This window comes from Paenibacillus uliginis N3/975, from assembly GCF_900177425.1.
Lineage (GTDB): Bacteria > Bacillota > Bacilli > Paenibacillales > Paenibacillaceae > Paenibacillus_AQ > Paenibacillus_AQ uliginis.
Genome location: NZ_LT840184.1, coordinates 3,916,416 through 3,936,113, shown reverse-complemented (window position 1 = coordinate 3,936,113; position 19,698 = coordinate 3,916,416). Strand labels below are relative to the sequence as shown.

Below are 19,698 nucleotides of genomic sequence, written 5' to 3'. Positions count from 1 at the left end.
AACTTCTCAAGAAGATGTCGCCTATGGTAAAATAGCATTTGGCTATTTGACGAAAAGGTGGGAAACCCTATGAAATCCATATGGGTGATTAACGGACCGAACTTGAACCTGCTGGGAGTCCGTGAACCGGGGATTTATGGTTCACAAGGCCTGCAGAGTATTGAGGATCGTTTACGTAAACAGGCGGACACCGCCGGAATCGAATTGACCTTCTTTCAATCGAATCACGAGGGTGCAATTATTGACCGGATTCATGAGGCAATGAGACAGGCAGATGGAATTCTGTTGAATCCAGGAGCACTGACACATTACAGCTATGCGGTTCGCGACGCGATAAGCTCTGTAAAAGTACCTACTGTGGAAGTGCATCTATCCAACATTCATGCCAGAGAATCTTTCCGCCATACCTCAGTCATTGCTCCGGTTTGTGTGGGACAGATTTCTGGTTTTGGTGCTGCCAGTTATGAGCTTGGCTTGATAGCACTGATGGACGTTCTGGAACGCCCAAATTCGTAAAGTAATGTGTTTTTTTCGCGAAGAAACGCCGCCGCCCTTTAACAAGGACGACGAAGGTGTTTCTTCTTGGGGAGAGGAGACGGAAGTAAATGGCTAACAAACGGGTTAAACAATTGCGTGAGAAGCTACAAAGTCATGGATTGTCTGCAATGCTTGTTGCAAGTCCAATCAACCGGCGTTATTTGACCGGGTTTACCGGATCTGCGGGTTATGTGCTGATTATCCGCGAGCAATCTTATCTGCTGACGGATTTTCGTTACATGACACAGGCTCCTCAACAGGCTGCGGGATTTAAAGTTGTTGAGCATGGCGCCAAAGTGATGGACACAGTAAAAGAGCTACTTGCAACTGAAGGGATTACATCCCTCGGTTTTGAGCAGGAGCATGTTACATATGCAGTTTTTGCTGCTTATACGGAACAGCTAAAGCCAGTTAGTCTAGTTCCGGTATCTGGTCTTGTAGAGGAACTGCGTATATTTAAGGACAGTGAGGAATTGAAGGTTATGCAGCGTGCTGCGGATCTCGCAGATGCCACCTTTAGCCATGTCTTAAGTATTGTGGAGACAGGAAAGACAGAGCGGGAAATTGATCTGCAGATGGAAATGTTCATGCGCAGCCATGGGGCGACGTCTTCATCATTCGACACGATTGTGGCTTCCGGTGAGCGTTCAGCCTTGCCGCACGGTGTTGCAAGCGAGCGTGTTATCCAAGGTGATGAATTCATCACGTTTGATTTCGGGGCGCTGCTGGACGGATATTGTTCCGATCTGACAAGAACGATCGCGGTAGGCACACCGGATCCGAAACTGAAAGAAATTTATGATATCGTTCTGGAGGCACAGCTTCACGCACTGGATCATATTAAGCCAGGTATGACGGGACGCGAAGCGGATGCTCTTGCCCGTGATATCATAACAAAATATGGTTATGGTGATTATTTCGGTCACAGTACAGGTCATGGTCTTGGCATGGAGGTTCATGAATCTCCACGTCTGTCCAAGCTTAGCGATGATGTATTGAAACCGGGTATGGTTGTAACCGTAGAACCGGGTATTTATTTGCCGGGTCTCGGCGGTGTTCGCATTGAGGATGATATTGTGATCACCGAAACGGGTATTCATATCTTGACGAGCTCAAGCAAGGAGTACACCGTCCTTTAATAAATGCATAAATATTAGCTAGCGAATCTATGAACTTATCTCTAGGAGGGAATCGCATGATTTCAGTCAACGATTTTAAAACAGGATTAACCGTAGAAGTAGATGGGGATATTTTTACCGTATTGGATTTTCAGCACGTTAAACCAGGTAAAGGTGCAGCTTTTGTTCGCTCCAAGCTGAAAAATCTTCGTAACGGCAACACCGTTGAGAAGACTTTCCGTGCAGGTGAAACGATTGGCCGGGCTATTATCGAGAACCGTGGTGTACAGTATCTGTATGCTAGCGGTCAAGAGCATGTATTTATGGACAACGAAACTTATGATCAGTTCAGCTTGACTAGCGAACAGCTTGAATGGGAACTGAATTTCCTGAAAGAGAACATGAATGTTCATATTATCAGCTACCAGGGTGAAATTTTGGGAATTAACCTGCCAAACAGCGTTGAGCTGAAGGTCGTTGAAACAGAGCCTGGTATTAAAGGCAACACGGCTACAGGCGCTACCAAAAATGCCAAAGTAGAAAGCGGACTGAACGTACAAGTTCCTCTCTTCATTAACGAAGAAGATGTACTGCTCATCGATACCCGTGAAGGCAAGTACATCTCCCGTGCGTAATTGACAAGGGCATCACTTAGATATAAAGAAATAAGCAGGTTACCCAAGAATTCATCTTTTGGGTGCCTGCTTTTTTTGTAGTCAAAGAATTCCATTCTACTAAGAAATAATTCAAGAAATTCGGGGGCAAGAGAGTTTGGAGGAACGATTCGTACTCGTAGCGTCTTACAACAGATAAACTCAAGGAGCTGTCCGAAAGTCGAATCTCAACTGCCGGGGCAGCCTTTTAATTTTAAGGTTTATTTCCAAGCCAGTATCTCATAAAATATAAAAAAACACCTCTGAAAGAAAATATTTGTCGAATTTTCTGAATCTTATCTGAAAATTCTTGACGCAACCAAGCACTTTCGTATTATACTGATTTAAAGCGAGAAACCAACTGATAAATATTGAACAAGAGTGGGGAGTGAAGGAAGCGTTGTCACTGTATGTCATGAAATTCGGAGGAAGTTCCGTGGGGGATACGGAACGGATGCAGCGCGTCGCCCGAAGAATCGTTGAGAAGCAAGATGAGGGTCACCAGTGTGTAGTTGTCGTGTCAGCAATGGGGGATACGACGGATGAGTTGATCGACCAATCAAAAATATTGAATCCAAATCCTCCCGCGCGCGAGATGGATATGTTGATGACTACAGGTGAACAGATATCGATGTCCCTGCTGTCGATGGCAATTCACAGTTTGGGGCGTGAGGCGGTGTCTTATACGGGATGGCAGGCTGGTTTCCGTACAGAGCCGGTTCATGGGAAAGCCAGAATTACGGATATCTCACCGATTCGTGTTAAAAAAGCTCTAGACGATGGGAAAATTGTTATCGTCGCAGGTTTTCAGGGCATGTCGGATGATGGAGAGATAACGACACTCGGGCGCGGTGGCTCGGATACAACAGCCGTAGCGCTGGCTGCGGCCATTCATGCTGATATATGCGAGATCTATACAGATGTAGACGGCATCTATTCGACTGATCCTCGTGTCGTGAAATGTGCACGAAAGCTGAATGAGATTTCCTACGATGAAATGCTGGAACTTGCAAATCTGGGTGCTGCTGTACTGCATCCACGTGCTGTGGAGTATGCGAAGCATAACCGGGTTCAGCTTGTTGTCAGATCCAGCTTTAATTATAACGAGGGAACGGTTGTTAAGGAGGAAGCTAACATGGAACAAGGTGTGGTGGTGAGCGGGATCGCTTACGACAAAAACGTTGCGAGAATCAGCATTTTGGGAGTAGGCGATTTTCCGGGAGTCTTGGCGAAGATGTTCGGAGAACTCGCTAAGGAAGAAATCGACGTCGATATTATCGTACAGAGCGGTGTTCTGAACGGCGAGGCTGACTTCTCCTTTACGGTGTCTCTTGGTGACCGTGAGCGTGCACTTTCTGTTATTGAAGGAATTCGAGATGAACTGCCGTTCCGTGGAGTCACTTTCGAAGATAACTTGGTTAAAGTGTCCATCGTCGGAGCCGGCATGGTCAGTCATCCAGGTGTAGCAGCCCAAATGTTCGATGTTATTTCAAGAGAGGGCGTCAGCATTAAGATGGTCAGTACGTCTGAAATTAAGGTTTCGTGTGTTATTGACGGCTCGAACCTGCAAAATGTAGTTCAGGCGCTTCATACCGCTTACGGGCTGGATACGGATCAACAGGCGACTGTTGGAGGCCCGCAGGAGCGCAGATAAACAGCATAAACTATTACTTTTAATCCCGGTCTTTCATAGGCCGGGATTTTTGGCGTTCCATTCTTTTTCTATGAATATGCAAAAAAGTAGAGATAAATCAAGAGAGTGGAGCATATTTTAAAATATAAAAAAGTGTAAATTTCATATTGCATACTTGGCTTATATTTCTCGCAGAACGCCGCCGCCCTTTAAAAAGGACGTCGAAGGCGTTTCTTCATGTCACATCTAGTAAAAAGGAGGTTCCAGAATGCTGGACAAGTTTGTTACCGGTATGGCATCGCTGAGGATATTCTCAGGCAGCTTGGAGATTGCGGCAGCGCTCATTATGCTCCGATTAAACCAAGTTGATAAAGCGCTGGCAGTCAATTCGGCACTGGCCTTTACGGGACCGCTTATCCTGATCCTGACGACCACCATCGGACTCGTCGGTATGGCTGATAAGTTATCTTGGGGCAAGATCGGCTGGATTTTGTGCGGTGTGGCATTTCTTTTATACGGGATATTAAAAAAATGATAGATTCGCTGGCATAAATATGGAGTACAAGCATACACATGAGGATAAGAAGTACTTCACCAAAAGGACTGCTTGGGGGAAGCCAAAATGACAATGAATTGGTTGGAGCTGTTTCCCGAGAACGTAAAACAGCTTCTGCTGAACCTGCCGAAAGATGTTCTGGAAGGCTTGGAAGAAGTCCGTATTCGGGAGGACCGTCCGCTGGAAATTAATACTGGGGGCAAGTTTCACTTCGTAAGCCGAAACGGTGAACTAATTCTGATACAAGACGAAGCGTACAAGCCGACCCGGGAAGATGGACACAGACTACTGGATCTCATAAGCAACCATTCTCTTTACACGATGGAAGAAGAGCTGAGAAAAGGATTTATCACCATACCAGGGGGGCACCGAATCGGTCTTACCGGCCGAACGGTACTAAGCGGTGGGAAAGTCGAGCACATCCGGGATATTAGCGGTTTCAACGTCCGGATAGCCAAGGAAATAAAAGGAGCCGCAGATGAAATTTTGCCTTACTTGCTGGACACCAAGCGAAAAAGAGTACTGCATACGCTCATTATGTCTCCTCCGCAGCATGGAAAAACTACGCTAGTCCGGGATCTTGCAAGACAGATCAGCTCCGGTTTCTGGGGAAGATCTAACATTCACTGGCCAGGAATGAAGGTAGGTATTGTTGACGAGCGCTCTGAAATCGCAGGTTGTCAGCGCGGTGTGCCAGGTTTTGATGTCGGACCGAGAACAGACGTGTTGGACGGCTGTCCCAAGGCTGAGGGGATGATGATGATGCTCCGCTCCATGTCACCGGATGTCTTGATTGTGGACGAGATTGGGCGGCCAGAGGATGCCGAGGCTGTCACTGAGGCGCTTCACGCCGGGATCAGTGTTATCGCTACTGCACACGGTTCATCGGTTCAGGATATGAGAGGGCGACCTGGTCTGGCGGGACTTGTGGATAATCGGATGTTCGAGATGTACGTTGTACTTGCCCGAAACGGCGAGGGGAGATCTTTCCGGCTTCAGGATGGCGGACAGCGGACGCTTCAGACTGCTGGGGGCAGAGGTCAGGGCGGTGATGCCCTTGCTTAAATTGTTAGGGGCGGCCATCGTACTGGTGGCCGGAACGTTAGCTGGTTTTTTTCAAGCCCAGCAGTTCGCAACTAGGCCTAGACAAATCCGGGAACTCATATTAGCCTTGCAGCGTCTTGAGACGGAGATCAGCTATGGCTTTACCCCGCTGCCTGAAGCGCTTCAGCGGATCGGACAAGGCTTGCGTGAGCCGCTGAAATCGTTGTTTACGGCTGCAGCCGGATACATGAGTCCACAGTATGGTTTATCTGCTCAGGACAGCATAAGAAAAGCTTTGAATGCGCATTGGAGACGGACCAGCATGAGATCCGCCGAAAGAGAAGCGTTGGAGCAGCTAAGCGGCGTGCTTGGCACCAGCGACAGGCAGGACCAGATGAAGCATATTGCACTGGCCGCCAGCCAGCTCAAACATGAGGAAGCGGCGGCTAGAGAGGACCAAGCCAAATATGAAAAAATGAGCAAAAGCTTGGGACTGCTTGTTGGAGCATTGGTCGTCATTTTGATCTTTTAGCGAGGTGCCAAGGAATGAACATTGAAGTGAATGCCATTTTCCAGATTGCAGGAATCGGCATTATCATAGCCATGATTCATACAGTGCTGAAACAAATGGGAAAAGAGGATATGGCGCACTGGGTTACGCTCATCGGGTTCGTCGTCGTCCTGTTCATGGTCGTTCGGCTACTGGATGATCTGCTTCAGGAAATTAAAACGATATTCCTCTTCCAGTAGGTGGAACTATGGAAATCATCCAAGTGGTGGGGCTCGGCTTAATAGCCACCATTCTCATTCTTGTCGTCAAGGAACAGAAGCCGATCTTTGCCTTTTTGCTGGCGGTCTCTACCAGTGTCATGATCTTTCTCTTCCTCATTGGTAAAATCGGGAATGTCATTCGGATGTTGGAAGAACTCGCTCAGAGTTCAGGGGTTCAAGTGATCTATCTGAAAACAGTGCTGAAAATTATAGGAATAGCTTATGTAGCCGAAATGGGGGCGCAGGTCGTGAGGGATGCTGGGCAAGAATCGATTGCCTCCAAAATAGAAATGGCGGGAAAAGTACTAATTCTGGTTCTCGCCGTGCCGATCATCAGCATCATTATTGAGACGGTTCTGAAGCTCCTTCCGGCCTGAGAAAGCGGGGGATAGTATGATCCAACGTCGGCATCATCACATAAGGCCCCTGATTAGATTGTTGATGCTCCTGTTGCTGTTATTCATCGGCATGGGTTCCACAGCTTATGCGGACTCACCGGCTGATCAATGGATAGAACAGCAGACGAAAGAGCTTCCCACCGGTCAAGTTGAAGAGTACTGGGACCAGTTGATGAAGGATTACGGTGGTTTTTTTCCAGAAGGCAGGACTCCGTCTCTCATGGATATGCTGCTGCCTGGGGGACAAGGTTTAAGCCTGAAGGGTGTACTTTCTGGAATCGGCAGCTTCATGTGGCATGAAGTTCTGTACAACGGCAAGCTGCTGGCTACGATTGTCATGCTGAGTATTTTGAGTATGATTCTGGAAAATTTACAAACGGCCTTTGAGAAAAGTACGATAAGCCGGGTTGCGTATACGATCTGTTACATGGTCGTGCTAGTTATAGCCGTCAATAGTTTTAATGTTGCAGTCGGTTATGCCAGGGATGCGATCGACCGAATGATTGATTTTATGATGGCCATGCTGCCGCTGCTGTTCGCACTGCTTGCATCGATGGGGAATATCGTCACTGTTTCTGTAGCACATCCCTTGGTCATTTTCATGGTACATACCGTAGGAACGCTAATTAGCACGATCGTGTTTCCGTTATTATTCTTCTCAGCTGTTCTGCATCTTGTTAGCTCTTTGTCCGAGAAGTACAAGCTGACTCAACTTGGAAATCTGCTTCGAGGAATTGGAATGGGTGTTCTGGGGGTTCTGTTGACCGTATTCCTCGGGGTGATTTCAGTTCAGGGAATAACTAGCTCTATTACGGACGGTGTAGCCATACGTACAGCTAAGTATGTTACAGGAAACTTCGTGCCGGTTGTCGGAAAAATGTTCGCTGATGCTACCGACACAGTCATCTCGGCATCCCTACTCGTAAAAAACTCGATCGGACTGGCAGGCGTCATTATCATCTTGTTCCTTTGCGCATTTCCGGCTATTAAGATTCTGATCCTGGCTCTTATATACCACGTTGCTGCAGCAGTTATGCAGCCGCTTGGGGAAACTCCGATCGTTACCTGCTTGCACACCATCGGCAAAACGATGCTGTATGTATTTGCTGCTTTGGCTGCGGTTAGCATGATGTTTTTTCTGGCAATCACGATAATACTGACCACCGCTAACGTCACTGTCATGATGAGGTGAGTAACGAGGAAAGGGGAGGATCGATATGGAATGGCTAAGCGGCTGGCTGAAAAGCGTAATCATGGTCGTTATGTTTGCAGCCTTCGTTGATCTGATCCTACCCAGCAAGACGATGCAGCGGTACGCCAGACTGGTGCTGAGCATGCTGATTCTGCTGGCACTGCTCCGGCCGTTAATCAGCTTTCTGACGGAGCCGCCGGAAAAACAGCTGGCCCTTGATCTCGAACGTGTGGAGAGCAACAAGAGCATTCCAAAGGAAGCGGAGCTGGAGCATATCCTGGCACAGGCGGAGAAATTGAAAAACGTTCAGCAAAAGCAAAGTTTACAGTGGGCTGGAGAAGAGATAGCTCGGCAGATGAAAGATCAAATTACTGCTGAAATAGGGGAACCGGTTGAGGAAGTGAAAGTGGTGCTGGCCGCGCCAAGAGAAGGTTCTGCAGTTAGTGCGGTTATCGCTTCGGTTGAAGTCCGTCTGAGGGATCCGGTTAAACCTGAAGCAGTAAAGAACCCCTCAGTTGAAGGTACGGAACCTGTGAAACCGGTGGATACGATCCGTGTCAATGTGGAGATTAACCGTAATGGTTCCAAGGATGATAAAACCAGGGACGAGGATTCCTTGGAAGCGGATGCCGCCTTGGAGGCCAGAGAAGCCCCTGTCAGGGATCTCTTACGCAGCCGCTGGGATCTGAAACCCGATCAAATATCGATACATTCAAGTGGAAGTGAGACTCAAACCAAATTGTGACGGAGGTGAGGATATTGGGGAAATGGCTGAAAAAGGTGGAACAATGGTTGGGTGGTGGAGCCGGAGGGGTCAAAAGAATGCAAACCTTCCGCTGGTTGATCATACTTGGCCTCATCGGGGTTGCCATCATGCTGTTTAACTCCTTTGTTCATGTGAAAAAGCTCGATAATGAGAACATCGGCCGAGAACCGCCGGAACAAGCGGTGACGACATCTGTACAACCCCCGGCTGGAAGTGGAGGCAGCGAGTTTGGAAGCATAGAGCAGGAGTTTGAGGGCAGAACGAAAGTGATGCTCGAGCAGATTGTTGGTGTCGGAGCTGTAGATGTGATGGTGACGGTGGAATCAACGGAAGAAATCATCGTACAGCGGAATGTAAAGGATACCCAAGAGTTGACAGAAGAGACTGATGCTAATGGCGGTAAAAGGCATGCAACAAGTTATATCCGTGACGGACAGATCGTAACCTACGATGCCTCCGGTGACCAGACACCTATCATAACCAAAAAGGTGAAACCTCATGTCCGCGGAGTATTGGTTGTGGCTAAAGGTGCGGAAAATGAAGTCGTGCGTAGTTTGATCGTGGATGCCGTTCAGAGAGGATTGAATGTGCCTAGTTACAAAATATCGGTTGTCCCACGTAAGCAGGAATAGAAAAGATTGCAAACCGATCCTTATTCAAGCAGTTATTTAAAGGAGGAAGTATTCTAAATGAATAACAAAAGACAAACAATCTGGTTAGTTTCAATGTTAAGCCTCATGGTCATTCTTTCCGCATACTATCTTTTTACGGATGACTCCGGTCCATCGGCTCCTAAAGTAGCTGAAAGCACACAGGCGAGCAACCCAAAATCATCAGAGGGAGCACCAGCTAAAAGTGATGAACTGGTTCTGAATGAAATAACTCCTGAAGGGATCGTAGGAGACTCTGGTGCCAGTGAGGAAACTGGAAGCGAGGCGAAAGACGAAGGCACTAAAGAAACGGATAAACAAGATCAAGCTGCAGGTGACAAGGCACCGGACAATGCTGCTGATCCAAAAGCGGGAGACGTAAAAGCTGAAGATACCAAAGCGAAAGATTCAAAGGCAAAAGCAGACGAATCAGCAGAATCGAAAGACTCTGCCAAAACCGAAGAAGATGTGCTGAATCAGGTTGCTGCTCAAGCAAATTCGGCATCCAGTAAGCTGGAGTCTTATCAACTTGATCGCTCTAACAAAAACATGAAGCTGCATGATGAGTTAATGTCGAAGTTGGGTAACCAGAACAGCACGGCCGAAGAGACTGCACAGGTAACCAAGCAGTTAAATCAGCTGGAAGAAAAAGAGATTATTCTGCTGAGTATAGAGGAAGAACTGCAGCAGCAATACGAGAATGCGGTTGTAAAAGAGGAAAATGACAGATATAATGTTGTGGTTTTGAGTGATCAGCTGGACGCCAAGCGGGCTGCTGGTATCGTGGATATGGTAATGAAAGAATTAAAAGTGGGCCAAGATAAAGTGAGCGTTCAATACGTTACTCCATAACATTACAACGCTTAAAAGCTCGAATACTGTCCCCTTCAACCGAAAAAAATCGAAAGAGTCCGGGGATTCTCTTGGACTCTTTCCATTTCTTTGGATTGTGATATAATACTCTAAGCTATTGACTGACTGTCCGAAGTAGGGCTTCCAAGAAAGTGAAGGAGTGAGAGTCGAGAATGTTTAAATTAAGCGAGATTAAGGAATTGATCAAGCTTGTGGATCAAACCTCCGTACAGGAGCTGGAAATTGAGAGTGAGGGCACGCGTTTATCCATCAAGAAACCTCGTGCTGCTGAGGTTGTAAACCTCCAGACAGCTCCTCAGGGGTTCATATCTGCACCTCAAGTACTGCCTCAGGCTATTCAGCCGACTGCAGCGGTAAGCCAGCCTGCCACAGCCAGCACGGAATCTTCCGACCTGGATACAGCAAGTTCGCTACATAAAATCACGTCGCCGATGGTAGGAACCTTTTACCGTTCCCCTTCCCCTGAAGCTCCGGCGTTTGTTAGCTCAGGTGACAAGGTGGAGGAGAAAACAACCGTTTGTATTATCGAAGCTATGAAGCTCATGAATGAGTTGGATGCTGATATCAAAGGGGAAATTGTAGAAGTTCTGGCCCAAAACGGGCAGCTTGTGGAATTCGGACAGCCTTTATTTCTGGTGAGACCGGATTGAATTCCATACTCGCCGAGAATAAGAGCTACTTGAGTCCGAAGGAGGTTACCTGCATGACATTTCAGAAAGTGCTGATAGCGAACCGTGGTGAAATCGCTGTTCGTATTATCCGGGCCTGTCATGAGCTTGGAATATCCACGGTGGCTGTCTATTCAGAGCCTGACCGTGATTCTCTGCATGTTCGTCTTGCGGATGAAGCTTATTGTATTGGTCCGACCCTTTCCAAAGACAGTTATTTGAACTTTACTAATATTATGAGCGTTGCTACGTTAACTGAATGTGATGCAATTCACCCGGGATATGGATTTCTTGCGGAGAATGCCGATTTCGCTGAGATTTGTGAATCGTGCAACATTACTTTCATAGGTCCGTCTGCAGATGCGATTACCCGTATGGGAGACAAAGCTGTTGCCAAGCAAACGATGAAAGACGCAGGGGTGCCGGTTATACCGGGCTCCGACGGTCTGGTCGAGGACTTGAATGAAGCTGTTATGCTCGCAAGAGATATCGGTTACCCTGTTATTATTAAAGCTACTGCTGGCGGTGGCGGTAAGGGAATCCGGATCGCTGATGATGAAGAATCACTCATCAAGCAGATTACAACAGCGCAGCAGGAAGCACAGAAAGCTTTTGGCAACGCCGGTGTATACCTCGAGAAATATTTAACCGGGATGAAGCATGTTGAAATCCAGATCATTGCCGACAAATTCGGTAATGCCGTACATCTGGGAGAGCGTGATTGTTCCGTACAGCGTCGCCGTCAGAAGCTTGTTGAGGAAGCACCGTGTCCTGTGCTGACCGAGGATGTGCGGACCCGTATGGGAGAAGCAGCTGTTCGCGCAGCTAAAGCGGTTAATTATTCGGGAGCTGGTACGCTGGAGTTTTTACTTGGTTCGGATGGGCAGTTTTATTTCATGGAGATGAATACCCGGATTCAGGTTGAACATCCGGTAACGGAAATGGTGACAGGTGTCGACCTGATTAAGGAAATGATATCGGTTGCTGAAGGTCATCCGTTATCTTTTACCCAAGAAGAAGTCGTTATCAACGGCTGGTCGATTGAATGCCGCATTAACGCGGAGAATCCGGATAAAGGATTCATGCCTGCACCGGGAACGATACAGTTCTATCTGCCTCCAGGAGGACCTGGTGTTCGTGTTGATAGTGCAGCTTATCCTGGATATACGATTTCACCTTATTACGACTCCATGATTGCAAAGCTTATCGTTTGGGCACCAACCCGAGAGGAAGCCATTGCAAAAATGAAGCGTGCTCTGATGGAGTTTGAAATAGACGGAATCTATACAACTATTCCATTCCATCAGAAGCTACTGAATCACCCGACCTTTTTGAAGGGTGACTTTGACATTAAATTTTTGGAAGAGAATGAGATTTAATGTGTCTTTTATCGTTTGTCATTAGCATTGGCAGATGATATAGTAAGTGAATAAGAAGCGGATGCCTTGATTCGTCCTATGCATCCGCAAACTTGTTTTTGAAAGGTGTGTTGAGACATGGTAGAGTCATTGCCGACGGAATTTGAACGCACAGAAATTGGTCAGATTCAAATTGCCCCGGAAGTTATTGAAGTGATTGCAGGACTTGCAACAGTTGAGGTGTCAGGTGTTGCGGGAATGAGTGGTGGGTTTGCAGGCGGAATCGTCGAACTGCTTGGACGCAAGAACTTGTCTAAAGGAGTTTCCGTTGAAGTTGGACAGCGTGAAGCAGCTGTGGATGTATCGGTAATCGTGGAATACGGTCATCGTCTTCCTGAAGTAGCGGGAGAAATCCAGCGCAACGTGAAACGTTCTATCGAGAATATGACTGGACTGACTGTAGTAGAAGTCAACGTACATATTCATGACGTTCAATTCGTGAAATCCTCCGAGAAGAGCGAAGATATTGACGTGGTTCAGCGAGTGAAATAATGCTATACCCTAACCCCCGACAGACATGTCGAGGGTTTAATCTAATTTTAAGGAGGCTGTGCTGTTCGTGGCTAAAATTGTGGACAGACTTATGCTGTTTATATACAGCCTGAGTATCGGCGTGATTTCTGTAGTTGCCATCCTCCTCTTGAGCGGCGCTATACCGTATGATCTAACGTATAATCAGGAACGACAGTTCTTCTGGGCAGGAATTATAGTGGCGTCCGTACTGTTTTTGCTAAGCATTCGATTTTTCTACATCTCAATTCGCCGCGACCGCACGGTTACGAATTCAATCGATCAGCGGACGGAATTTGGAGATATTCAAATTTCGGTGGAGACTATCGAAAACTTGTGTCTGAAAGCGGCCTCCAGGGTACGCGGCGTCAAAGATTTGAAGTCACGTATTAAGGTATCCCAGTCCGGATTAGAGATTGCTATTCGTGCTGTCGTGGACGGTGAGGAGTCTATTCCTACGCTAACGACAGATGTTCAGAAGCAAGTACATGATTTTGTAGAGGATACGACGGGAATTCCCGTATCAAATGTATCTGTCTATATAGCAAACGTGGTTCAGGCACCAAGCTTCAAGAGCCGCGTGGAATAGAGGTGAACTTCCCGAATGCCATGGAAACAAGTGTGGGAGAGTCACGGCGGGCGTATATTTGGTATAACCAGCGGAATTATATGCGGCCTGATTTATTTATTATCCGGTTTTTGGGATATGCTGTTCTTTGCATTAGTGGTATTTATCGGCTATACCTTCGGTAAACGAAGGGACTTACGGCAGGGCCCCCTGTTTCATTGGCAGGAGTGGGGGCGCTGGCTGTTTGAGCGTTGGCGGCCGTTTAAATGAAACCCTGTGATATGCTTTCTCCGGAAAAAATAGCCGAGACATGCTGTATCTCGCCCGTTTTTGCGGAGAGAGCCGCTCACAGGTTTTTTTTTGCTGATATTTATCAATCATTCATTGATCATACTAAACACAAAATGGATTACAACAAGGTCCACAGGAGGAACATAATGAAAAGACGTGTACTAAGAGAGATTGCCGTTCAGAGCCTGTATCAGATGGAAATGAACCAAGTAGACAGTGCAGAGGCCGTATCCATGTTGCTCTCCGAAGCTGCAGAGGAGAACGAGACAGAGCGGGTAATTGGTGATGAAGCCAAGGTTAAAGAAATTGTGCTTCAACTTGTTAACGGCACATGGGTGGCAAGAGAGGAAATTGATGCCGTTTTGACCCAGTACTTGAAAGGCTGGCAGGTCAGCCGTTTGTCCCGTGTGGACCGTCAAATTTTGCGTTTGGCGGCATATGAACTTGCCTATCGTGAAGACGTGCCTGGAAAAGTGGCTGTAAACGAAGCCATCGAGCTTGCGAAGCATTTCGGTACGGATGAATCCGGCAAATTCGTTAACGGTGTTCTGGGTCGAATGCTCCAGGAACTCGATGAAGTCAAAGCGAAGATCAAGAAGACTTAGTATAGAATTTATTTTTGAGATAAAGGGGAGAGGTTGAAATGACAGCAGACATCATTAGTGGCAAAGCGATATCGGAGGATATTCGGGGAAATATTGCACAAGAAGTACAAATGCTTACCGGCAGAGGGTTTCGTCCTGGTTTAGCTGTCGTACTGGTCGGAGAAGATCCTGCTTCCCAAGTGTATGTTCGAAACAAAGAAAAGGCATGTCACGATCTAGGTTTCTACTCAGAAGTACATCGTATGTCTGATACTTCCAGCGAGGAAGATGTTCTGGCATTAGTGGACAAGCTCAACGGTCAGAACAACATCCACGGTATTCTGGTTCAGCTTCCTCTTCCTAAGCATATTGATGAAAAAGCCGTACTTAACGCCATAGCTGTTGAAAAGGATGTGGACGGATTCCATCCGATAAATGTTGGTAATCTCGTGATTGGAGACGATAGTCTTCTCCCTTGTACGCCAGCAGGCGTTATCGAGTTGATCAAGCGGACAGGTATTGAAATTGCCGGAAAACATGCGGTTGTGATCGGACGTTCCAATATCGTTGGTAAACCTGTATCCCTGCTTTTGCAGCGTGAGAATGCCACGGTGACCATGTGTCATTCCCGGACAGACAAAATGAATGAAATTGCCCAAATGGCCGACATTCTCGTTGTAGCGATCGGCAGAGCCAAAATGATTGATGCAAGCTATGTAAAACCGGGTGCTGTTGTCATTGATGTGGGAATGAACCGTTTGGATAACGGAAAGCTTGCTGGTGACGTAGATTACGATAGTGCCAAGGAAGTCGCAGGATACATTACGCCTGTTCCAGGCGGTGTCGGCCCAATGACAATCACGATGCTGATGCAAAATACGCTGTTCGCTTCCAAGCGGCTGAATGGAATAGATTAAGATGAAGTCTGTAGATCAACAACATGTCTTATCCGTGAAGGATCTGAACCGTTACATCCGGATGAAGATGGAGGGCGATTCTCGGTTGTCGGACGTGTGGATTCGGGGTGAGATATCGAACTTCACCCATCACTCCAGCGGCCATATGTACTTTACGCTTAAGGATGAAGGCAGCCGGATCCGCGCCATCATGTTTGCGGCTCACAACCAGAGGCTGCCGTTTATACCGAAAGAAGGTTCCCGTGTCATAGCCCGTGGAAACGTGTCTGTGTATGAGCGTGATGGACAGTATCAGTTCTATGCGCTACATATGCAGCCTGACGGTATCGGAAGTCTCTATCTCGCTTATGAACAGCTAAAGAAGAAGCTGGAGGAAGAAGGGTTGTTTGCAGCTGAGCGTAAACGGCCGCTTCCTTTGTTCCCGCGTACTGTTGGGGTGATTACATCACCGACCGGAGCAGCAGTCCGAGATATTATGATTACGATCAAGAGACGTTATCCTCAGGTACGGGTCATCTTGTATCCGGTATTAGTGCAAGGCAAAGGTGCTGCACCTGCGATTGTTAAAGCGATTCGGTCGATGAATGAGATGGGAGAAGCGGATGTGCTTATTGTAGGCCGGGGCGGAGGCTCTCTTGAGGAGCTGTGGGCTTTTAACGAAGAAATCGTGGCTCGGGCTTTATATCAGTCCATGATTCCGGTTATTTCGGCTGTTGGACATGAAACAGACTTTACGATTGCGGATTTTGTTGCTGATCTCCGTGCTGCAACTCCAACGGCCGCTGCCGAACTTGCAGTTCCGAATGCCTCTGAGGTCAAGGCACGCCTTAATCAGCTTGAACGCCAGCTTCAGCAAGGATTGCAGCAGCGCTTGGGACGGAGCAGGGAACGACTGGCTGCACTACGGCGCTCCCCTGTACTTGTTTATCCACGAAGGTATATGCTACAGCATGCGGAACGTCTGGATATGCTGAAAATACGCCTTCAAGGGGCGTTGCGAACGAATATTTCACTAAGCCGTCAGCGGCAAGCATCACTGAAGCAAGGTCTGATTCGCTTTAATCCGCAGGTGCAGGTGGAATCAGCCTCCCGTCGGTGGGATGGTGCTCACCGTCAGCTGACAGCTGCCATGCAATCGCTTATGCGCGGGAAAATCCAGCATCTACAGTCAGAGATAAGACATTTGGATGCACTGAGTCCGCTTAAAGTTATGTCACGCGGATATAGTCTCGTATATGATGAGCAGGAACGCAGATTAATCAAATCATTAAATGATGTACAACCAGGAGATCTGGTGAATGTGAAAGTTAGTGATGGCCGACTGCAGTGTCAAGTGTGGGGAATGAAGGAGGATGACAATCGTGACGAATGAAACGGAAATGAGCTTTGAAGAAGCAATGACTCAGCTGGAAACGATCGTCGGTCAGCTGGAAGATGGCGACGTACCTTTGGAAAAAGCCATTGATTTATATCAAAAAGGAATGCGCTTATCCCAAATGTGCAGTCAAAAATTAGAACAAGTGGAGCAGAAAATTGAAATGATCGTTGAGGAGGGCGGAGAGTTGAAACGTCGTCCTTTCGGCAATATGCTTGACGAAACGGGTGAGAATGGTGAATAATCGTCATCCATTGGATAATTATATGAATGAGATAAGTGATATAGTCTCTACAGCACTGTCCGATGTTTTGCCTAAGGAATGGGATATACCTTCCAGTCTTAAGGAAGCGATGAACTACTCATTAATGGCTGGCGGCAAACGGCTGCGTCCTTTACTGGTCATTGCCGCCTGTGAGGCAGGTGGAGGAACCCGAGAGGCAGCTCTTCCGGTAGCGTGTGCAGTTGAAATGGTACATACGTACTCTTTGGTGCATGATGATCTTCCTGCGATGGACAATGATGATTTTCGGCGCGGGAAACCTACGAATCATAAGGTGTTTGGAGAAGCAGCTGCGATACTTGCTGGGGATGCTCTGCTAACACATGCGTTTTACAGTGTGATTCAAGCGAGCCGTAAGCATGGCATTCCTGCAGAGCGTGTGTTGTCGATTGTGGAAGACCTTGCCGTATATGCAGGTCCCCGGGGAATGGTTGGCGGACAGGTCGCTGATATGGAAGGGGAACAGGGCTTAACAAGCTTGGAGCAACTGGAATACATCCATCTCCACAAGACAAGTGATTTAATTATGTTTTCCCTGATCGCTGGAGGAAGGATAGCCGGGGTAACAGACGAGCAATTGGATGCGCTCCGAACTTATGGACATCATATAGGTCTGGCTTTTCAGATTCAGGACGATATTCTTGATCTGACAGGGGATGAAACCAAGCTGGGGAAAAAGACACAGAGTGATGTTAAACAGCAGAAGGTGACTTATCCTTACTTTATCGGTTTGGAGGCATCGAAGGAGGAGGTCGAGCGTCTGACGTCTGAGGCGAAGGCGGTTGTTACAGGCGCTGGGTTTGCTGATCCTCTTCGACTGATCGAGATTGCGGATTTTCTTAAGTCTCGGGATCACTGATATGGGGATTACGTGCAAGCAGTTTGTTTATGATATAATGTCTCATGTATGAGCTCAAAGAAATGGTGGGCTGTTTATGAAATGTAAACTTAAACAAGGAAAGCGGGGAGATTTTTGTGCTGCTTCCGAATATTAAACATCCAGATCAAATAAAAAAACTATCAGTTGGCGAATTAGCTGATCTTGCAGGAGAAATCCGTCAGTTTCTGATTGAGAAGCTATCTGTCACGGGTGGACATCTCGCATCCAATTTGGGAGTGGTTGAGCTCACGCTGGCCTTGCATTATTGTTTCGAAAGTCCACGGGACAAGATGATATACGACGTGGGTCATCAAGCTTATGTTCATAAAATTTTGACTGGTCGAATGGACCAATTCGATACATTGCGGAAACATAAAGGATTGTGCGGTTTCGTTAAACGAGCCGAAAGTGAACATGATGTCTGGGAAGCCGGACACAGCAGCACATCCTTGTCGGCAGCTATGGGAATGGCGCTGGCGCGTGATTTGAAAGGTGAGAACAATCGTGTCATCGCCATGATTGGAGATGGCGCATTGACCGGAGGAATGGCTTTCGAAGCACTCAATCATATCGGTCACGAGAAGAAGAAGCTGATGGTCGTGCTGAACGACAATGAAATGTCGATTGCACCTAATGTAGGTGCCATGCACAATTATTTGAGCAAAATCCGTTCTGATCGGCACTACCTTCGGGCTAAAGATGAGGTCGAGAGCCTGCTTAAGAAAATTCCGGCCATCGGCGACAAACTCGCAAAGACAGCTGAGAGGATGAAAGACAGTCTTAAATACATGATGGTACCTGGCGTTCTGTTTGAAGAGCTCGGATTTACGTATCTGGGACCTGTTGACGGGCATGATCTAAGCAAACTGATCGACACCTTACGTCAGGCTGACAATGTCGATGGTCCAGTACTGATTCATGCGGTTACAACCAAAGGCAAAGGCTACCGTCCTGCAGAATCCGATTCCCATAAGTGGCACGGTATTTCGCCCTATAAGATTGAATCTGGCCAAGTATTAAAGGCAGTCGGCAATCCAATGTATACAGAGATATTCGGTCAGACATTGGTAGAGCTCGGGGAGCAGGACAAGCGGATTGTAGCTGTAACCCCAGCTATGCCGGGCGGATCGGGCTTGATTCCATTCAGCGAGAAGTTCCCGGAGCGCATGATCGATGTAGGGATAGCCGAACAGCATGCTGCAACCATGTGTGCAGCACTTGCCATGGAAGGAATGAAACCGGTATACGCCGTGTATTCCACGTTCATGCAGCGTGCCTATGATCAGATCGTCCATGACATATGCCGTCATAATGCAAACGTGATGTTTGCGATTGACCGTGCAGGTTTTGTCGGTCCGGATGGAGAAACTCATCAGGGCGTATATGATATTGCATTTATGCGCCATATCCCCAATATTGTACTGATGATGCCGAAAGACGAGAACGAACTGCGTCATATGATGAAGACGGCGCTTGAATACAACGATGGGCCGATTGCCTATCGTTATCCGCGAATCAATGTAGCCGGCGTCACCATGGATAAAGAGCTCGTGCCTATCCCAATCGGAAAATGGGAGATGGTTCGTTCCGGGGAAGGTTGTGCCATTCTGGCAATGGGTCCGATGGTCCAACTGGCTGAAGAAGCGGCAGATATGCTGAAACGCGAAGGAATCCAGGTCCAAATCGTAAATGCCCGGTTCTTAAAGCCTTTAGATGAAGAAATGCTGAGCAAATTGGCAGCTTCGGGTACCGCTATGGTCGTGCTGGAAGAGGCATCCCAAGCGGGAAGCCTTGGAAGTGCTGTATTAGAATTTTTTGCGGCTCAGGGAACCCATAATGCAGTCGTATCACTTATGGGAATTGAGGACCGCTTTATCGAGCATGGAAGCATCAAGGAACAGCGGACTGAGGTAGGCTTGACCACTGAGGCGGTATGCGCTGAAATCCGGGGGTTAATCTCTTCCAGCTCAACGTCGGCAGGCAAGAGAAGCTTCTCGTCCTAATGACAGATCA

General features: G+C 47.5%; 24 protein-coding genes. All 24 read left to right on the top strand.

Translation table 11 applies throughout. The features are described from left to right. Window positions 1-69 precede the first annotated feature (69 nt). The 24 genes from aroQ (at window position 70) to dxs (ending at window position 19,688) form a co-directional block, all read left to right on the top strand. Window positions 70-516 carry a type II 3-dehydroquinate dehydratase gene (gene aroQ, locus B9N86_RS18700; protein WP_208914650.1) on the top strand — a complete coding sequence of 149 codons (447 nt, stop codon included), beginning with the start codon at window positions 70-72 and terminating at the stop codon, window positions 514-516. An 89-nt stretch (window positions 517-605) separates the two neighbouring features. Beyond that, window positions 606-1,676: a M24 family metallopeptidase gene (locus B9N86_RS18695; protein ID WP_208914649.1), complete on the top strand. Its 1,071-nt coding sequence runs from the start codon at window positions 606-608 to the stop codon at window positions 1,674-1,676. 56 nt (window positions 1,677-1,732) lie between these two features. After that, window positions 1,733-2,290 carry an elongation factor P gene (gene efp / locus B9N86_RS18690; RefSeq protein WP_208914648.1) on the top strand — a complete coding sequence of 186 codons (558 nt, stop codon included), beginning with the start codon at window positions 1,733-1,735 and terminating at the stop codon, window positions 2,288-2,290. Window positions 2,291-2,708: 418 nt separating this feature from the next. Beyond that, a complete protein-coding gene (locus tag B9N86_RS18685; RefSeq protein WP_208920529.1) occupies window positions 2,709-3,962 on the top strand; it encodes an aspartate kinase in 1,254 nt (417 codons plus the stop codon). Window positions 3,963-4,209: 247 nt separating this feature from the next. Next, on the top strand, window positions 4,210-4,476 hold the full coding sequence (locus B9N86_RS18680; RefSeq protein ID WP_208914647.1) for a YqhV family protein: 267 nt from the start codon (window positions 4,210-4,212) through the stop codon (window positions 4,474-4,476). An 87-nt stretch (window positions 4,477-4,563) separates the two neighbouring features. Next, window positions 4,564-5,562 carry a stage III sporulation protein AA gene (gene spoIIIAA / locus B9N86_RS18675; protein WP_208914646.1) on the top strand — a complete coding sequence of 333 codons (999 nt, stop codon included), beginning with the start codon at window positions 4,564-4,566 and terminating at the stop codon, window positions 5,560-5,562. Continuing rightward, on the top strand, window positions 5,555-6,073 hold the full coding sequence (gene spoIIIAB / locus B9N86_RS18670; RefSeq protein WP_208914645.1) for a stage III sporulation protein SpoIIIAB: 519 nt from the start codon (window positions 5,555-5,557) through the stop codon (window positions 6,071-6,073). Before spoIIIAA ends, spoIIIAB begins: the two co-directional genes overlap by 8 nt. 14 nt (window positions 6,074-6,087) lie before the next feature. After that, a complete protein-coding gene (spoIIIAC, locus tag B9N86_RS18665; protein WP_046680216.1) occupies window positions 6,088-6,291 on the top strand; it encodes a stage III sporulation protein AC in 204 nt (67 codons plus the stop codon). Between the two features lie 8 nt (window positions 6,292-6,299). Then, window positions 6,300-6,689 (top strand): stage III sporulation protein AD, encoded by a 390-nt coding sequence (gene spoIIIAD / locus B9N86_RS18660; protein ID WP_208914644.1) that lies wholly within the window; start codon window positions 6,300-6,302, stop codon window positions 6,687-6,689. A gap of 16 nt (window positions 6,690-6,705) precedes the next feature. Further along, window positions 6,706-7,902 (top strand): stage III sporulation protein AE, encoded by a 1,197-nt coding sequence (gene spoIIIAE / locus B9N86_RS18655; RefSeq protein ID WP_208914643.1) that lies wholly within the window; start codon window positions 6,706-6,708, stop codon window positions 7,900-7,902. Between the two features lie 25 nt (window positions 7,903-7,927). After that, the gene (gene spoIIIAF, locus B9N86_RS18650; protein WP_208914642.1) at window positions 7,928-8,647 is read left to right on the top strand and encodes a stage III sporulation protein AF; all 720 of its coding nucleotides are present in this window, start codon (window positions 7,928-7,930) and stop codon (window positions 8,645-8,647) included. A 14-nt stretch (window positions 8,648-8,661) separates the two neighbouring features. Beyond that, complete coding sequence (spoIIIAG, locus tag B9N86_RS18645) at window positions 8,662-9,300, top strand: stage III sporulation protein AG (protein ID WP_208914641.1); 639 nt, start codon at window positions 8,662-8,664, stop codon at window positions 9,298-9,300. Window positions 9,301-9,357: 57 nt separating this feature from the next. Continuing rightward, window positions 9,358-10,170 carry a SpoIIIAH-like family protein gene (locus B9N86_RS18640; protein WP_208914640.1) on the top strand — a complete coding sequence of 271 codons (813 nt, stop codon included), beginning with the start codon at window positions 9,358-9,360 and terminating at the stop codon, window positions 10,168-10,170. Between the two features lie 173 nt (window positions 10,171-10,343). Continuing rightward, window positions 10,344-10,841, top strand: coding sequence for an acetyl-CoA carboxylase biotin carboxyl carrier protein (accB, locus tag B9N86_RS18635; RefSeq protein ID WP_208914639.1), 498 nt, complete (start codon window positions 10,344-10,346; stop codon window positions 10,839-10,841). 53 nt (window positions 10,842-10,894) lie between these two features. After that, complete coding sequence (gene accC / locus B9N86_RS18630; protein WP_208914638.1) at window positions 10,895-12,238, top strand: acetyl-CoA carboxylase biotin carboxylase subunit; 1,344 nt, start codon at window positions 10,895-10,897, stop codon at window positions 12,236-12,238. 117 nt (window positions 12,239-12,355) lie between these two features. Further along, on the top strand, window positions 12,356-12,769 hold the full coding sequence (locus B9N86_RS18625; protein ID WP_208914637.1) for an Asp23/Gls24 family envelope stress response protein: 414 nt from the start codon (window positions 12,356-12,358) through the stop codon (window positions 12,767-12,769). Window positions 12,770-12,836: 67 nt separating this feature from the next. Beyond that, a complete protein-coding gene (gene amaP / locus B9N86_RS18620; RefSeq protein WP_208914636.1) occupies window positions 12,837-13,376 on the top strand; it encodes an alkaline shock response membrane anchor protein AmaP in 540 nt (179 codons plus the stop codon). Between the two features lie 15 nt (window positions 13,377-13,391). After that, window positions 13,392-13,625 (top strand): DUF2273 domain-containing protein, encoded by a 234-nt coding sequence (locus tag B9N86_RS18615; RefSeq protein WP_208914635.1) that lies wholly within the window; start codon window positions 13,392-13,394, stop codon window positions 13,623-13,625. A gap of 167 nt (window positions 13,626-13,792) precedes the next feature. Beyond that, window positions 13,793-14,251, top strand: a complete 459-nt coding sequence (gene nusB, locus B9N86_RS18610; RefSeq protein ID WP_208914634.1) for a transcription antitermination factor NusB — start codon at window positions 13,793-13,795, stop codon at window positions 14,249-14,251. A gap of 38 nt (window positions 14,252-14,289) precedes the next feature. Continuing rightward, entirely contained in the window at window positions 14,290-15,147 is an 858-nt protein-coding gene (gene folD / locus B9N86_RS18605) for a bifunctional methylenetetrahydrofolate dehydrogenase/methenyltetrahydrofolate cyclohydrolase FolD (protein WP_208914633.1), read from the top strand. 1 nt (window position 15,148) lies between these two features. Next, window positions 15,149-16,519 (top strand): exodeoxyribonuclease VII large subunit, encoded by a 1,371-nt coding sequence (gene xseA, locus B9N86_RS18600; RefSeq protein ID WP_208914632.1) that lies wholly within the window; start codon window positions 15,149-15,151, stop codon window positions 16,517-16,519. After that, window positions 16,509-16,766 carry an exodeoxyribonuclease VII small subunit gene (gene xseB, locus B9N86_RS18595; protein ID WP_208914631.1) on the top strand — a complete coding sequence of 86 codons (258 nt, stop codon included), beginning with the start codon at window positions 16,509-16,511 and terminating at the stop codon, window positions 16,764-16,766. Before xseA ends, xseB begins: the two co-directional genes overlap by 11 nt. A gap of 22 nt (window positions 16,767-16,788) precedes the next feature. Continuing rightward, entirely contained in the window at window positions 16,789-17,664 is an 876-nt protein-coding gene (locus B9N86_RS18590) for a polyprenyl synthetase family protein (protein ID WP_244562751.1), read from the top strand. Window positions 17,665-17,780: 116 nt separating this feature from the next. After that, window positions 17,781-19,688 (top strand): 1-deoxy-D-xylulose-5-phosphate synthase, encoded by a 1,908-nt coding sequence (gene dxs, locus B9N86_RS18585; RefSeq protein WP_208914629.1) that lies wholly within the window; start codon window positions 17,781-17,783, stop codon window positions 19,686-19,688. The last annotated feature ends 10 nt before the right edge of the window (window positions 19,689-19,698 follow it).

What these genes read in the sequence shown, in the direction of transcription:
- B9N86_RS18695 (WP_208914649.1), top strand. Translation starts at nt 606, where the DNA reads ATGGCTAACAAACGGGTTAAACAATTGCGTGAGAAGCTACAAAGTCAT.
- B9N86_RS18590 (WP_244562751.1), top strand. Translation starts at nt 16,789, where the DNA reads ATGAATGAGATAAGTGATATAGTCTCTACAGCACTGTCCGATGTTTTG.
- spoIIIAE (WP_208914643.1), top strand. Translation starts at nt 6,706, where the DNA reads ATGATCCAACGTCGGCATCATCACATAAGGCCCCTGATTAGATTGTTG.
- xseA (WP_208914632.1), top strand. Translation starts at nt 15,149, where the DNA reads ATGAAGTCTGTAGATCAACAACATGTCTTATCCGTGAAGGATCTGAAC.
- folD (WP_208914633.1), top strand. Translation starts at nt 14,290, where the DNA reads ATGACAGCAGACATCATTAGTGGCAAAGCGATATCGGAGGATATTCGG.
- B9N86_RS18625 (WP_208914637.1), top strand. Translation starts at nt 12,356, where the DNA reads ATGGTAGAGTCATTGCCGACGGAATTTGAACGCACAGAAATTGGTCAG.
- accC (WP_208914638.1), top strand. Translation starts at nt 10,895, where the DNA reads ATGACATTTCAGAAAGTGCTGATAGCGAACCGTGGTGAAATCGCTGTT.
- aroQ (WP_208914650.1), top strand. Translation starts at nt 70, where the DNA reads ATGAAATCCATATGGGTGATTAACGGACCGAACTTGAACCTGCTGGGA.
- spoIIIAF (WP_208914642.1), top strand. Translation starts at nt 7,928, where the DNA reads ATGGAATGGCTAAGCGGCTGGCTGAAAAGCGTAATCATGGTCGTTATG.
- spoIIIAD (WP_208914644.1), top strand. Translation starts at nt 6,300, where the DNA reads ATGGAAATCATCCAAGTGGTGGGGCTCGGCTTAATAGCCACCATTCTC.
- B9N86_RS18640 (WP_208914640.1), top strand. Translation starts at nt 9,358, where the DNA reads ATGAATAACAAAAGACAAACAATCTGGTTAGTTTCAATGTTAAGCCTC.
- spoIIIAC (WP_046680216.1), top strand. Translation starts at nt 6,088, where the DNA reads ATGAACATTGAAGTGAATGCCATTTTCCAGATTGCAGGAATCGGCATT.
- accB (WP_208914639.1), top strand. Translation starts at nt 10,344, where the DNA reads ATGTTTAAATTAAGCGAGATTAAGGAATTGATCAAGCTTGTGGATCAA.
- nusB (WP_208914634.1), top strand. Translation starts at nt 13,793, where the DNA reads ATGAAAAGACGTGTACTAAGAGAGATTGCCGTTCAGAGCCTGTATCAG.
- spoIIIAA (WP_208914646.1), top strand. Translation starts at nt 4,564, where the DNA reads ATGACAATGAATTGGTTGGAGCTGTTTCCCGAGAACGTAAAACAGCTT.
- B9N86_RS18680 (WP_208914647.1), top strand. Translation starts at nt 4,210, where the DNA reads ATGCTGGACAAGTTTGTTACCGGTATGGCATCGCTGAGGATATTCTCA.
- efp (WP_208914648.1), top strand. Translation starts at nt 1,733, where the DNA reads ATGATTTCAGTCAACGATTTTAAAACAGGATTAACCGTAGAAGTAGAT.
- B9N86_RS18615 (WP_208914635.1), top strand. Translation starts at nt 13,392, where the DNA reads ATGCCATGGAAACAAGTGTGGGAGAGTCACGGCGGGCGTATATTTGGT.